The following is a 13,682-nucleotide window of genomic DNA, read 5'->3' on the forward strand; positions in this document are numbered from 1 at the left end:
AAATGCCGAGGCAGACGCCACGTGCTGAGCACGCCGCGGCTGTTCCTGCAGACGGCCACGCTCCTCGACCTGAACATCGCCGCGGCCGCCGCCAGCGACCCGGAGGCACAGCGTTGGCTGGGCTGGCCGCCCGGTGGCGTGATCCTGGAGGATCACCGGGATCGGCTACTCGCGAGACGGCCGGGCCAGGGCCGCCCGTTCCGGGGACCGGACGATGACGTCGAATTGGTCGCCATCGACCGGCAGAGCGGTCTCCTCGCCGGCTCCATCGGCGTGCGCGGCGCCGAAGGCGGGGAATGGGAGGTCGGCGGATACCTGGCTCCGCGTTTCCGGCATCAGGGTCTGGGCACCGAGCTTTTCGCCGGAGCCGCGGCGTTCGCCCACGAACACCTCGGCTTGGCGGTGGTCCACGCAGGCGCGGAGGTCTCGAACTCCGCGTCGATCGGTGCCCTGCTGTCGGCTGGTTTCGTCCCGATGGCGGGGCCGGAACACCATGAACTCCCGGACGGCCGGGTCATTCCGAGCCGCTGGTTCCGCCATGAGTCCGACCGGCCGGCCACCTGCGCCATTGCCGGGAGCCGGTGAGGTGGTAGCCGGGGCTCTTTCTAGATTCGTGCCCACACCCATTTGCCGCCCCGATCCGGCGTCGGCGTACAGCCCCACGCGAGAGCGGCGCTACGGACGAGGAGGAGTCCGCGGCCACCGTTGTGGTCGAAGTCGTCGTCGTCCAGGTCGGCGAGCGGCTCCGCGCTGACCTGCGGGAGCTCGGGTGCCGGGTCCCAGACGGACAGCACGCTCTCCGCGCCGTCCAATGTGATCATCACTTTGATCAGCTTTCCGGGCGCGGCCTTGACGGCATTGGTCGCGAGTTCGGAAATGATCAGCTCGGCGTCGGGACACGTCTCCCGCCGGCCATGGTGCGCGATGACGATCGACACCCACCGGCGAATGGCGGGGACGGCGCTCTCCGCAGCGGTAAAGGGCCCTAACGCCAGATCAAAGCCTCACCGCCTACTTCGGCTTCGAGGTGCGCAAGCACCGCGAGGGCGCGAGCCTGTCCCAGGCCGAGCTCGCCGACCAGCTGCACTGGGCCAAGTCCACGGTCGGCAACCTGGAGACGGCGTTCCGCTCCCCCACCGTCGACCACGCCAAGGACCTCGACCGCTTCTTCACCACCGACCGCTTCGGCTGGCTTCACGGCCTGATCGTCCGCGAGGAGCTCCCCGACTTCTTCCGCCCCTTCGCCCGCAGAGAGCCCGACGCGACGCACATCCGCGCCTTCGAGCCATCGCTGGTTCCCGGGCTGCTACAGATCGAGGAATACATCCGAGCGCTGTTGGCTACCGAACGCGACCCCGCAGACATCGAGCAGACAGTCGCCGCACGACTCGACCGGCAACGCATCCTCCACCGCAAGGCTCCCGCCCCTCCGCGCCTATGGGCCGTCTTGGACGAGACCGTCATCAGGCGAGAGGTAGGCGGACCCGAGGTGATGCGGAAGCAACTAGCTCACCTACTGCAAATGGCCGAGTGCCATAACGTCATAATCCAGCTCGTCCCGATGTCCGTAGGCGCGTACCCTGGTCTAGAAGGTGGGTTCTCGATCCTGAGTTTCGACGAGGGAGCTGACATGGCGTTCGCAGGTGCTTCAGGCGGCGGACACATGATCGAACAGCAGAAAGATGTAGCACGCGCCGTCACGCGTTTCGAGCTGATCCGCTCACACGCCGTTAGCGCCAACGAAAGCATCAGGCTGATCCGGGAGGCACTGTGAACACCCCTCGACTTCCAATGATCTGGCGCAAGAGCAGCCGCAGTGGCCAATCGGGCGACAACTGCGTCGAGTTGGCGATTGTCGCGGTGCGAGAGAAGGCCTCCTAGACATCCTGGTCACCCACCGCCCCACCTACACTGCTCCCGTGACTGGGGCTGCTTACCGCAGGCGCGTCCCCAGATGCTGGGACAGGCGCAACAGATAGCCGTCTGGATCCTGCACGGCGAACTGCCGCACACCCACTGCATCCACGGCTCGCTCGTACCAACGCTCTTCCAGCGGCAAGAACAATCCGCAGCCGGCGGCCAGCACAGCGGCATAGATCTGCTCGACATCCTCCACCTCGATGGTGAGATTGACGCCCCGTCCATAGGGGTGGTCGAGCTCCGCACGGGGATAGAGCCGGTCGCGACTGAATGGCTGCTCCAGCATGAGCTCTGCCCCGCCTCGCTCCAGGTAGGCGAAACGCTCCTCCGGACGCGCGTAACGCACCTGGAACCCCAGCAGGCGGTAGAAAGCCAGGCTGGCCTCGATGTCGGAGACGATCAATTCCGGAACCAGACACGACATCTCGTCACCCTGACCCATCTCAGGGATACTCGCAAATCACCATCCCGGCCAGCCGACGAAGCCCGCCCGGACAAGACGACCAACGGCGGAGCGGCAGACGTGCCATCCACTCTCCGCAGTGACGTTGATGTCTGTTTCCCGCCAGCATCGTTGCGCCGATGCTTCCTACGGTTGGCGGGTGAGAACTGATCTCTCCGGGGTCGATCAGCACCGCCGATTGCGTAGTCCTGTCATTTGGTTCATGTCGTTCGCGGCCGCGCTCGGGACAGCGACGACCTACCCGTTGCAGCCGGCGATCGCCGATGTGGCGAACTCGTTGGACGCCTCGCTCGCCGCTGTCGGGGTCACTCTCGCGTGCGGGCCAATGGGGTACATGGTCGGACTCGGTCTCCTTGTCTCGCTGGTCGACCGATTTCCTCCGGGACGGGTGCTTTCGGCGCAGGTCGGCGTTCTGGCGGCCGCCCTGTTCTTGAGTGCTGTCGTCGACAGCGTATGGGCGTTGGGGGCGGCGATCGGCGTGATCGGGGCCTGCTCGTCCGTTGGTGCAGGCCTCAGTTCGGTGGTCGCCCGGCTCGCGTCCCCGCATCGGCGAGCAACGATGCTGGGGATCGTGACCGCCGGGATATCGGCGGGAATCCTCGCCGGCCGGATCGTCGGCGGCTGGCTTGCCGAGGTCATCGGCTGGCGTGGCATGCTCATGGTGTTCGCCGCAGCCTGTGCGGCCGTCGCGGTGGGCTTGCTGCTGGTAGTGCCAGGAACTCGGGGAAAGGCCGAGCGTGGTTATCTCGCCACACTGAGGTCGATCCCGGGCCTGCTCGTCCGGTACCGGGCGTTGCGGTTGGCCGCCACCCGTGGCGCCCTGTGGTTCTTCGCGTTCTGCGCGATGTGGGCTGGGCTGGCGGTCGCACTCTCGAAGCCCCCGTACTCGTACTCGGCCGAGCGTATTGGTATGTACGCACTTGCTGGACTCCTCGGGATTCTCGCCACTCGGGTTTCGGGCATCTACACCGATCGCGTGGGCGCGCGCCGCGTGATCCTCGTAGGTCTCGTGATCGCCGGAGCCGCGGCGGCAACCATCGGGTTCGTACTCCCGAGCGCTGCCGCGACCCTGGCCTGTCTGGCGCTCTTCGACGCGGGTCTGTTCGCTGCACAAGTCGCGAATCAAAGCACCATCCTCGCGATCGATCCCGGGGCACCCGCACGGTTCAACAGCGCCTACATGCTCGTCTACTTCGTCGGCGGAAGCCTCGGCACCGCTTTCGGGGCGGCGGCCGTCGAACGGTTCGGCTGGCCGGCAACGACCACGATCACCGCAGCCGCCATCGCGGTTGCCGCAGTGATCACGCTGCGCGCGTACGATCGCCCGATTTGACTCACTTCCACTGATCCCGCTGGAGGCCGCGCACGTCCTCCAATCGGGACAGGGCGCACTCATCGACGCGCTCTTCGGCTGACCCCGCGCCTGATCCGTACGACGACACCTCCTAAGTCCCTGCCGGGTGACACCGCGGAACCGAGGCCCGTACATCACTGAGCGTCGCAGGCACTCGGGATCAGTGCGAGCGATCGGTACGGTCCCGAAGGATGACGTGGGGACGGAACGGGCGGCTCCGACAAAACACCTACCCGCGGGGACCCTGCCTTCCCGGGCCGTCTACTCAGGGGAGAAATCGTCTCCCCTGAGTAGACGGCCCGGAACGCGATGGGTCACCCGGCGAGCGGGCGAGGTGCTCGGATGACGCTCATGCGGGTCCGGGACGGTCAGACCGTCGCATCACGCGAGCACATCGACCCGATCCGTACCGTCCAGGCACGTAGTGACATCGACAGGCTCATCGCCGTGCTTCGCGGAGAGGCGACGGCATAGCCGCTGAGCCGGCGGAGCCCGGGGCCTCACCCCGTTGAAGGTCGCCGCGTTCGGGGCCTCCGTCGGGACCGTTCAGGGGCGGTGGCCCTTGCCGTCGACGACCGTCTGGGTCTGGACGGCACTGGCGCTCATCAGGGTGCCGGCCTTGCCCCGGTCGGAGTCGGCGATCAGGTAGTCGCGGTCGCCGAGGTAGGCGAACGACGTCTTGTCGAACACCCACTCGGTGCGCTCGCCGTCCTTGTCGAACGCCACGGCGATCCCCTTGCGGCCGAGGGCGTCCTGGGAGTCGGAGACCACGCGCACTCCGGGGATGAGCGCCGTCGCGCGGTACAGCGCGGCGCGGGTGGCCGGCGGCACGACGACCTCGGACATCAGGGTCTGGATCTGGTCGAACGCCCGGCCCGGGTCCCGGTCGCCCTGACGGGTGTAGAGCCGGTCGAGCAGCGCGGCCGGGTCGGACGGTAGTGCGGCCAGTTGCCGGTAGCCCAGGGCGTCGATGGCCGAGTGCAGGGTCGTCTCCTGCCCGCTCTCCCTGCTGAGACCCGTCTCCTTGGAAAGGTCCAGCGGGATCCAGGTCTGCCGTTCGTGCAGCGCGATCATCTCGACCGGGCCGCCGAAGGTGCGCTGATCCGTCGGGCGGGTGCTCTCCACCATGCTCTTGGTGTAGGTGTATCGGTGCGGACCGGCGTCGGCCGCGGGTCCGCGGGCGGCCGCGTCCGCGATCCTGGCCAGCGTCGGGGCGACCTTCGCCTTGGAGACGGCCGGCACGCGGATGATCGGCGCCGGCACGTACGACACGTTCTCCTGGCGGGAGCCCGACCCCAGCAGTGACGGGAGGGTCAGGGCCAGCGCGGCCGTCCCGGCGGCGACGGGGGCCAGCAGCGCGACCAGGCGGATCCGCCGGCGGCGCCGCGGCCGGGCGCTGGTCTCGCGCATCAGGTGCTCCTTGAGCTGCCGGTGCCGGAGCGGCGACAGTTCCGGGTCGCCGGGCTCGGGAAGCATCCGCGCGATCTCGTCGTACTCGACGTTCATCGTTTCCCTCTTTGCATCGTCGTCGTGGTGAGCGTGCGCAGCTTGGCCCTCGCCCTCGACAGCCGGGACCGGACCGTGCCCACGGGGACCCCGAGCGCCTCGGCGGCGGCCGTGTAGTCCAGACCCGCCCAGACGCAGAGGGCGATGACCTCGCGGTCGGCGTCGCTCAGCTCCTCCAGCGCGGCGCGGGCGGCCGCCACCCGTTCGGCGTCCGCCATGCGGCCGATCACCTTGTCGGTGAAGTCGGGAGGCTGCTCGCGCCGGGGCATCCGGGACATCGCCGCCCGGTGCCGGCGCGCGGCCCGGGCCTGGTTGCGCAGGACGTTGGTGGCGAGGCCGAAGAGCCAGGGCAGGACGCCGGCGTCGCCGGGCTCCAGCCGTCCGCGCAGCCGCCAGGCCTCCAGGAAGGTCAGGGACACCACGTCCTCGGCGGCGTTCAGATCTCCGGTCGACCGGGCGGCATACCGGTAGATCGCTTGGGCGTGCGCGTCGAACAGCTCGCTGAAAGCGGCCGGATCGCCGGCTCTGAGCCGGGCACGCTCTGTTCGTTCCATGCTCGTATCTGTCCGCCGCCGCCCCCCGGTTCCTGTGATCCGCGTCACCACCCGGGACTCCGGCCAAGTACGGATCAGGAGCCGGGGCGGGGGCGGTCGTGGCGGGGGGCGGGGCCGAACTCCTCCTCCAGGCGGGACAGCAGGGCGCCGAGCAGGGAGTTCAGCCGGTCGAGCTCGTCCTCGTCGAGGGCGCTTCCGAACAGGCGGTGCTCCTCCATCGTGCGCCGGGCCGTGGCGGCGCTCCAGAGACGCTGGCCCTCCTCGGTCAGCCGGATCGGGCGGCTGCGGCCGTCCGTGGCCGGGGCGGGTGCGACGAGGCCGGCGCGGGTGAGGCGGTCGACGCGGACGCTGATCGTGCCGGAGGTCAGGCCCAGCGCGTCGGCCAGCTGCTTGGGCGTGCGCTCGTACGGCGGGCCGGAACGCCGCAGGACGGACAGGGCCGCCCAGTCGCCCACGGTGATCGACTCGCGGCCGGCCGCCCGCTCGAGGATCCGCTCGAAGAGGCGGGCGATCCGGCCGATCCGCTGGCGGGCGGCCTCCACGCCGGGGTCGACGCCGGAGGGCATCTGCCCGATCCACCGGGGCAGGCCGGCGCCGACCGAGTCGGGGTGCGCATCTCCGTGTTCTGCGGCCACTGGACACTTCCTTGAGTCTCAAGATATTTTGCCTTGAGTTTCAAGGTATCCAATCGAGGGATCGAGCATGCCTGATATCGACAACGACCCCCGCGTGTGGTTCATCACCGGCACCAGCACCGGTCTCGGGCGTGCGATCGCCGACACCGCGCTGGCCCGTGGTGAGCGCGTCGTCGCCACGGCGCGGGATCCGCAGACCGTCAAGGACCTCGTCGAGCGGGCACCGGAGCTCGTCCGCACGGTCGCGCTCGACGTCACCGACCCGGGCCAGGTCGCGGCCGCCGTCGGTACCGCGATCGAGGAGTTCGGCCGGATCGACGTGCTGGTCAACAACGCCGGTCACGGGCTGATCGGCGCGCTGGAGGAGCTGTCCGACGAGCAGATCGACGCGGTGCTCGCCACGAACGTGCTCGGCGTCATCGCCGTGACCCGCGCCGTGCTGCCGCACATGCGGGCGCGGCGGCGGGGTCACATCGTGCAGATGTCCTCGGTCGGCGGCGCGGTCGGCAACCCCGGCCACGCCATCTACGCGACCTCCAAGTTCGCGCTGGAGGGGATGTCCGAGGCGCTGGCCGGTGAGGTCGGGCCGCTGGGCATCCGGGTGACCATCGTCGAGCCGGGCCCGTTCCGTACGGACTTCGCCGGCCGGTCCATGCGGTTCGCCGACCCGATCGACGACTACCGCGACACCCCGGCCGGTGCGCTGCGGCAGCGCTTCTCCGCCCAGGACGGCGTGCAGCCGAACGACCCGGCCAAGGCCGCCGAGGCGATCATCAAGGCGGTCGACGACGAGGACTCGCCGCTGCGCCTGCCGCTCGGCCCCGAGGCGGTGGAGCGGATCCGGCAGAAGCTGCGCCGCCAGCTCGCCGACCTGGACGCCTGGGAGCGGGTGTCGCTCGACACGCGGTACTGATCAGCGGAAGTCGTCGGCGTGGCAGGCGGCCCACTCGGCGTACGTGTGAGGCTCCCGCCCGATGAGGTCGGCCGGGGCGGGCGACACCCCGGCCATCTCCTTCGACTCCGCGCGCATCGCGATCAGGGCGTCGGCGATCTCGGCGGGCATGTGCGGGGACATGGCGGCACGGAACTCCTCCGGCGACAGCCCGTCGAACCGCAGCTCACGGCCGAGCGCCGCACCGAGCACCGCGACCCGCTGCGGATCGGTGAGCGCCTCGGGCCCGGTCAGGAGGTACGTCCGGCCCGCGTGACCGTCGTCGAGCAGCGCGCGTACGGCGACGGCGGCGATGTCGCGCTCGTCGATCGGCGTGGAGGCCGCGTCGTCCCCGAGCCAGCGGACGACGCCGGTGGCGCGGATCTGCGGGGCCCAGTTCCGGTCGTTGCTCATGAAGGCGCTGGGCCGCAGGATCGTCCACGGCAGCCCGGAGTCCCGCACGGCCCGCTCGATGGCCTCGTGGCGGCGTCCGATCGCGTTCGGCCGCTCGTACGTCACCGCCGACGCGGACATCAGCACGACGTGCCGGAGCCCGGCCCGCTTGCCCGCGGCGAGGAACCCCTCCATGGCGCCGGACAGCGGGAAGAGGAACACCCGCTCGACGCCGCGCAGCGCGGCGGGCAGCGTCTCGGGCTCGGTCAGGTCGCCCCGCACGACCTCGACGCCGTCCGGCAGGCCGGCCTGGTCCGGCCGGCGGGTCATCGCCCGCACCTCGGCGCCCTCTCGCAGCAGTTGCTCGACCACCTGGCGGCCGACGTTCCCGGTCGCTCCGGTCACGAGGATCACGGCCGGCTCCCTTCGGACGTCCGAACACTCCGGATCCATGAATACAGGGACGGAGGCTCGAGAGCGACCATGTTCAACCGCGCGTCGGCGGAGGACGAAGCCCGTCAGCCGCGCAGGTGGGCGAGGACGGCGAGCACGCGGCGATGATCGTCCGGGGCGGGCGGCAGATCGAGCTTCATGAAGATCGAGCCGACGTGCTTGACGACGGCCGCCTCGGTGACGACCAGCCGGCGGGCGATGGCGCCGTTGGAACGGCCTTCGGCCATCAGCTCGAGCACCTGGCGCTCCCGGTCGGTCAGCCGCCGCAGCGGTGAGCCGTCGTGCCGCTCGGACAGGAGCCGCCGGACGACCTCCGGATCGATCACGGTGCCGCCCTCGGCGACGCGGGTCAGTCCGTCGATGAACTCGGCGACGTCACCGACCCGGTCCTTCAGCAGGTAGCCGACACCGCCGCCGGTCTGCAGCAGGTCGGCGGCGTAGGACCGCTCGACGTACTGCGACAGCACCAGAACGGGCAGCCCGGGATGGTCGCGCCGCAGCTCCAGCGCGGCCCGCAGCCCCTCGTCCCGGTGGCCGGGCGGCATTCGCACGTCGGTGACGACGATGTCCGGCCGGTCGGCGGCGACGGCGGCGACCAGTGCCGGCGCGTCGCCGACCGCCGTCGTCTCGTGGCCGAACCGGCCGAGGATCTGGATGAGGCCCTCGCGCAGCAGCACCGAGTCCTCGGCGAGCACTACTCGCACGGCATCTCCACCCGGATGATCGTAGGGCCGCCGGGCGGGCTGGACAGCCGGAGGGTTCCGTCGTGGACGGCCACCCGGTCGGCGAGGCCCTGCAGCCCCGTGCCCCGCCCCGGGTCCGCTCCGCCCGTGCCGTCGTCGCGGATCTCGACGATGAGCAGCCGGCCGAGCACCCGCGCGAACACGCGAGCCCGCCGGGCGCCGCCGTGCTTCGCCGCGTTGGTGAGGGCCTCGGCGACGACGAAGTACGCGGCCGACTCGATCTGCTCGGGCGGGCGTACGGGCAGGTCGACGTCCACCTCGACGGGCACCGGGGAACGCTCGGCCAGGGCCCGTACGGCCGCCTCCAGGCCCCGGTCGGTCAGGATCGAGGGATGGATGCCCCGGACGAGGTCGCGGAGCTCGGCCAGCGCCGCGCGCGCCTCGTCCTGCGCCTTGCCGATCAGCTCGCTGTCTCCGTCGAGCCGGGCCAGGCCCAGCAGCATGATCAGTCCGGTGAGCCGTTGCTGCGCGCCGTCGTGCAGGTCGCGTTCGATGCGCCGCCGCTCGGTCTCGAACGCGCCCGCCATCCGGGCGCGCGAGGCGGTCACCGCGACCAGCCGCTCCCCCAGCTCCGCCTCACCGGACGGCACGAGGAGCGCACGGGCCAGCGCCGCGCGTGCCGCCGCCAGCAGCGTCACGACGTACAGGCCGGCCACGGCCACCGCGAACCCGATGGGGACCACCGCCCACGCCTCGCCCGGCGTGTCGATCGTCGCCAGCGAGCCGTACTGGATCCGTTCGCCGCCGCGCACCAGTGCCGGCGCGGCGATCGGCGTGCCCGCGAAGGCGGCCACGTTGAAGACCACGGCGGCGTCGAACACCGACAGCACCCCGTGCAGGAGCGCGTAGCCGAGTTCCCGCCACGACGCGGCCTCCCGCAGCCGGAACCGGAGCCACGGCCGGAACCCCTGCCGGGTGACGGCACGGTGCGGCGAGGGGGCCGGGCGCGGGTCCAGCCAGCGCAGCCGCCGGCGTTCGATCGCGGCCAGCGCCACGGCGAGGATCGGGACGAAGGCCAGCAGGGCGACCCCGGCGACCACCGGCGTCAGGAGCAGCCCCAGGAGCAGCAGCGCGAGGATGAGCGCGAGCCAGAACAGGCCGATCGGCGCGCCCGTGACGAGGTACGCGAGCGCCCGCCAGGGCCACGACGAGAGGACGAACCGCAGCGGGCTCCGGGCCATCGCCCGCCAGACCGTCGTGCGCCCGCGCACGCCCTGGTCCCCGGTCCCGCTCACGCCACGACCGTACGCGACCGGCCCGCCGACGGTCGGTCGAGGAGAGTAGACCCTGCCGGATGGGGGCAGCCCTACCGAGGAACTCCAGAGCGCGCCAGTGTGGCCGGGGCCCGTTTCCCGTTGGCTTGAGGCATGACTCAGACGACTGCCCTGGCACCCGTCGCCCAGGCGGACTCACTCGTGAAGACGTACGGCTCCGGGGAGAACGCGGTGGCAGCGCTGCGCGGCGTCTCGGCCGCGTTCGCGCGCGGGCAGTTCACCGCGATCATGGGCCCGTCCGGGTCGGGCAAGTCGACGTTCCTGCACTGCCTCGCCGGGCTGGACACCGTCTCCTCGGGCGCGGTCGTCATCGACGGCGTCGACATCACGAAGCTGTCGCGGACCCGGCTGACCCGGCTGCGCGGGGAGAAGCTCGGCTTCGTCTTCCAGTCGTTCAACCTGCTGCCGATGCTGACCGCCGAGGAGAACATCCGGCTCACCGCGCGGATGGCCGGCCGGAGGGTCGACCGGGAGTGGTTCCGCGTCCTCGTCGACGCGCTCGGGCTGCGAGACCGGCTCGGTCACCGGCCCGCCGAGCTGTCCGGCGGGCAGCAGCAGCGGGTGGCGGTCGCGCGGGCGCTGCTGACCCGTCCGGAGGTGGTGTTCGCCGACGAACCGACCGGCAAGCTCGACTCCGCCGCGGGCGGTGAGGTGCTGCGGTTCCTGCGCGCGGCGGTCGACACGTACGGCCAGACCGTCGTGATGGTGACCCACGACCCGCTCGCCGCGTCGTACGCCGACCGGGTGCTGTTCCTGGCGGACGGCCGGATCGTCCACGAGCTGGCCGGCCCGACGATCGACGCCGTCCACGGCGTCATGCGCCGGATGGAGGCATGAGCATGTGGCTGATCGCACGCCGGTCGTTCGCCCAGGACTGGGCTCGGCTGACCGCGACCGTGCTCGCCGTGCTGTTCTCGGTGGGGCTGATGTCGGGGTCGCTGCAGTTCGCGCTGCGCGCTGAGTCGGCGGTGTCCGGGTCGGACGCCAGCGAGTACGCCAAGGCGGACGTGCTCGTGCAGCCGCCCGGGATCGACCCGGAGGAGTCGTTCGCCGTTCCCCGGGGCGAGGTACGGCCCGGCGCGATCGCGTCCGTGCCCGGCGTGGCGGCGGTCGCGGGGGACGCCGCCGTACCGGTCACGGTCATCGGGGCGCACGGCAGACCGGTGCTGCCTCCGGCGGGCGCGGCGACGATGTTCCGCCCCTGGATCTCCGACGCGCGCCTGAGCGCCTACCACCTGGTGGCCGGGCGGGCCCCGGCCGCCGACGACGAGGTGGCCGTCGTGCGGCACGTCGCGACGGCCGGGCGGCTCGGAACCGGGGCCACCACGACGCTGCTCCTGCCGAAGACGTCGAGCAAAGTCCGGATCGTCGGCGTCGTCACCGTCCAGGGCCGTGGCGCCGTGGCGTCCGGCGACCTGGTCCTGGGCACGCCCGCCGCCGTGCACCGGGCGGCCGGCCTGGCCGCGGGCGCCTGGCAGAGCCTGTGGGTGAAGGCCGCGCCGGGGGTTCCGGCCGGCGACCTGCGGAACCGGCTCGCCGCGCCGATGCGCCCCGCCGTCGTTCGTACGGCCTCCGACCTGCGGCGCCACCAGGCCGCCGAGCTGCAGGACACGGGCGCGTCGGTGGGCGGGGCGATCGGCATGCTCGCCTCCGTCGCGGTGTTCACCGGCCTGTTCGTCGTCGCGAACGCCTTCGGCACGATGGTCCGCCAGCGGACCCGGCGGCTGGCCCTCCTCGCGGCGATCGGCGCCCGGCCCCGGCAGATCAGGCGGCTCGTCCGTCTGGAGGCGCTCGTGCTGGCCGTGATCGCGTCGGCGGGCGGCCTGCTCGTCGGGTACGGCGTGGCGGAGGTCCTCACGCGGCTGTTCGCCCAGGACGGCTTCGACATCTCCGCCGGTGAGGTCAGCGTCGGCTGGATCGCGCTGGCCTTCCCGTTCGCGGCGGGCGTCGTGACCACGCAGCTCGCGGCCTGGCGGCCCGCCCGCCGGGCGTCGAAGGTCGCGCCGATCGAGGCGCTGCGGTCGGCCACGGCGGAGAAGAAGGGCCGCACGTGGCCCCGGATCGTGGGCGCCCTCGCCGTCTTCGGGGCGTCCTGGATGTTCTTCGGCCCGGTGTTCGCGGTGGCGAACGACCCGACGTCCGTCGGCACCGACCGGACCGTGGGCATCACGGTGCTCATCCTGCTCGGGTCGATGGTGTGCGTGTCCGGGCTGGCCGTGCTCGCGCCGTTCTTCGTCGGCCCGCTCGGCGGCCTGGTCGGCCGGCTCGGCATGCTGGTCAGCGGCGAGGCGGGCCGGCTCGCCCGCGCGACGATCACCCGCAGCCCGCGCCGTGTCTCCTCGGCGGCCGCGTCCCTCATGCTCGGCGTCGCGCTGGTCGCCGCGACCGGACTGCTGATCACCTCCGTGCACGACCGGTCCCGTGCCGCGGGCGCGCAGACCCTCGCCGCCGACCACGTCATCGCCGGGAACGGCCGTACGTCCGGCGGGGCCGCTCCCCTGCCCGCCGACCTCGCGGCCCGCGCCGCGCGGGTCCCCGGTGTGACGGCGGCGGTCGCGCTGACGCAGACGGAGGTACGGCTCGTGTCACCGAAGATCAAGGCGTTCGACAGCGACCCCGGCATGCCGATCATGCTGACCGTCACCGGCGCGTCCGACGTACGGCCGGTGCTGCGCTTCGGCGGGCATCTCCCCCTGTTGCGGCCCGGCGAGATCGGCGTCACGTCGCCGCTGGTCAAGGCGTACGGCCTGCGCCCCGGCCGCCGGATCGTCGTCCACGGCGCGCGCGGCGACGTGACGCTCACCGTGGCCGGCCGGTACCACGACCCGTCGCACCTGTTCGCCGACCAGGCGCTGGTCGCCCCGGCCACGATGGCGACGCTGGACCCGGGCGCGAACACCTCGGCCGTGCTCGTCCGGGGCACCGCGCCGGCGGCGGCCCTGGCGGCGGCCGTCTCCGACGTCCCGGTGGCCCGGGTCTACGACCGGGCGGCCTACGTACGCGTGGCGGCGGCCGCGATGGAGCAGGGCGTGCGGGTGATCTACGGGTTCATCGCGATGTCCCTGCTGATCGCGCTGTTCGGCATGGCCACGACCGTGTCGCTGAGCGTGTCGGAGCGGACGAGGGAGTTCGGGATGCTCGGGGCGGTCGGGACGACCGTCCGGCAGATCCGGTCGATCGTGCGCTGGGAGGCGGCGACGGTCGTCCTGCTGGGCGTGCTGCTCGGCATGGGCGTGGCCGTCGGCACGGTGGCGCTGCTGCACGTGGCCACCGGCAGCTCCTACATCCGGGTGCACCTGCCGTGGTGGCTGCTCGCCACCGTGGTCCTGGGCGCGGCCGCCGTCACCTGGGCGACGTCCGCGCTGCCCGCCCGCCGCGCCGCCGGAGTGCCGGTGCTCGAGGCCGCCAAGGCGGAGTGACCGCGGCCGGGGGACCCACCGCCCCGGCGAGGCGGCC

At 71.9% G+C, this 13,682-nt stretch carries 16 protein-coding genes; 8 read left to right on the top strand and 8 right to left on the bottom strand.

Annotation, left to right across the window (positions count from 1 at the left end; all coding sequences use genetic code 11):
* Positions 1-21 precede the first annotated feature (21 nt).
* Positions 22-585 (top strand): GNAT family N-acetyltransferase, encoded by a 564-nt coding sequence (locus NE234_RS04300; RefSeq protein WP_252777518.1) that lies wholly within the window; start codon positions 22-24, stop codon positions 583-585.
* Positions 586-605: 20 nt separating this feature from the next.
* On the opposite strand, the gene NE234_RS04305 is transcribed toward NE234_RS04300, so the two are convergent.
* Entirely contained in the window at positions 606-995 is a 390-nt protein-coding gene (locus NE234_RS04305) for an ATP-binding protein (RefSeq protein ID WP_256528353.1), read from the bottom strand.
* Positions 996-1,027: 32 nt separating this feature from the next.
* On the opposite strand from NE234_RS04305, the gene NE234_RS04310 reads away from it, so the two are divergent.
* On the top strand, positions 1,028-1,774 hold the full coding sequence (locus tag NE234_RS04310; protein WP_252777520.1) for a helix-turn-helix domain-containing protein: 747 nt from the start codon (positions 1,028-1,030) through the stop codon (positions 1,772-1,774).
* A 17-nt stretch (positions 1,775-1,791) separates the two neighbouring features.
* Positions 1,792-1,881, top strand: coding sequence for a DUF397 domain-containing protein (locus NE234_RS45795; protein ID WP_406566937.1), 90 nt, complete (start codon positions 1,792-1,794; stop codon positions 1,879-1,881).
* 52 nt (positions 1,882-1,933) lie between these two features.
* On the opposite strand, the gene NE234_RS04315 is transcribed toward NE234_RS45795, so the two are convergent.
* Positions 1,934-2,362 carry a bleomycin resistance protein gene (locus tag NE234_RS04315; protein ID WP_252777521.1) on the bottom strand — a complete coding sequence of 143 codons (429 nt, stop codon included), beginning with the start codon at positions 2,360-2,362 and terminating at the stop codon, positions 1,934-1,936.
* A 160-nt stretch (positions 2,363-2,522) separates the two neighbouring features.
* On the opposite strand from NE234_RS04315, the gene NE234_RS04320 reads away from it, so the two are divergent.
* Together NE234_RS04320 and NE234_RS44105 are read left to right on the top strand one after the other, a co-directional pair.
* Entirely contained in the window at positions 2,523-3,716 is a 1,194-nt protein-coding gene (locus tag NE234_RS04320) for an MFS transporter (protein WP_252777522.1), read from the top strand.
* A 363-nt stretch (positions 3,717-4,079) separates the two neighbouring features.
* Positions 4,080-4,211, top strand: coding sequence for a hypothetical protein (locus NE234_RS44105; RefSeq protein WP_256528306.1), 132 nt, complete (start codon positions 4,080-4,082; stop codon positions 4,209-4,211).
* A 72-nt stretch (positions 4,212-4,283) separates the two neighbouring features.
* Here the strand turns inward: NE234_RS44105 and NE234_RS04325 are convergent, their stop codons facing one another.
* The 3 genes from NE234_RS04325 to NE234_RS04335 all read right to left on the bottom strand — a co-directional run bounded on the left by NE234_RS04325 (position 4,284) and on the right by NE234_RS04335 (position 6,432).
* A complete protein-coding gene (locus tag NE234_RS04325) occupies positions 4,284-5,243 on the bottom strand; it encodes a CU044_5270 family protein (protein ID WP_252777523.1) in 960 nt (319 codons plus the stop codon).
* Complete coding sequence (locus tag NE234_RS04330) at positions 5,240-5,797, bottom strand: RNA polymerase sigma factor (RefSeq protein ID WP_252777524.1); 558 nt, start codon at positions 5,795-5,797, stop codon at positions 5,240-5,242. The genes NE234_RS04325 and NE234_RS04330 overlap by 4 nt, the downstream gene beginning before the upstream one ends.
* 74 nt (positions 5,798-5,871) lie before the next feature.
* Positions 5,872-6,432, bottom strand: a complete 561-nt coding sequence (locus NE234_RS04335) for a MarR family winged helix-turn-helix transcriptional regulator (protein WP_252777525.1) — start codon at positions 6,430-6,432, stop codon at positions 5,872-5,874.
* Positions 6,433-6,499: 67 nt separating this feature from the next.
* Between NE234_RS04335 and NE234_RS04340 the strand changes: the two genes are divergently transcribed.
* Positions 6,500-7,345 (top strand): SDR family oxidoreductase, encoded by an 846-nt coding sequence (locus NE234_RS04340; protein ID WP_252777526.1) that lies wholly within the window; start codon positions 6,500-6,502, stop codon positions 7,343-7,345.
* Here the strand turns inward: NE234_RS04340 and NE234_RS04345 are convergent, their stop codons facing one another.
* From NE234_RS04345 to NE234_RS04355, 3 genes are all read right to left on the bottom strand, one after another.
* A complete protein-coding gene (locus tag NE234_RS04345) occupies positions 7,346-8,170 on the bottom strand; it encodes an SDR family oxidoreductase (RefSeq protein ID WP_252777527.1) in 825 nt (274 codons plus the stop codon).
* A gap of 104 nt (positions 8,171-8,274) precedes the next feature.
* Entirely contained in the window at positions 8,275-8,913 is a 639-nt protein-coding gene (locus NE234_RS04350) for a response regulator transcription factor (RefSeq protein WP_252777528.1), read from the bottom strand.
* Complete coding sequence (locus NE234_RS04355) at positions 8,904-10,187, bottom strand: sensor histidine kinase (protein WP_252777529.1); 1,284 nt, start codon at positions 10,185-10,187, stop codon at positions 8,904-8,906. Before NE234_RS04355 ends, NE234_RS04350 begins: the two co-directional genes overlap by 10 nt.
* Before the next feature lie 132 nt (positions 10,188-10,319).
* On the opposite strand from NE234_RS04355, the gene NE234_RS04360 reads away from it, so the two are divergent.
* Entirely contained in the window at positions 10,320-11,063 is a 744-nt protein-coding gene (locus NE234_RS04360) for an ABC transporter ATP-binding protein (RefSeq protein WP_252777530.1), read from the top strand.
* Positions 11,060-13,645, top strand: a complete 2,586-nt coding sequence (locus NE234_RS04365) for an FtsX-like permease family protein (RefSeq protein WP_252777531.1) — start codon at positions 11,060-11,062, stop codon at positions 13,643-13,645. The genes NE234_RS04360 and NE234_RS04365 overlap by 4 nt, the downstream gene beginning before the upstream one ends.
* Positions 13,646-13,682: the final 37 nt, after the last annotated feature.

The sequence above is a fragment of the Actinoallomurus rhizosphaericola genome, assembly GCF_024055675.1.
GTDB lineage: Bacteria > Actinomycetota > Actinomycetes > Streptosporangiales > Streptosporangiaceae > Actinoallomurus > Actinoallomurus soli.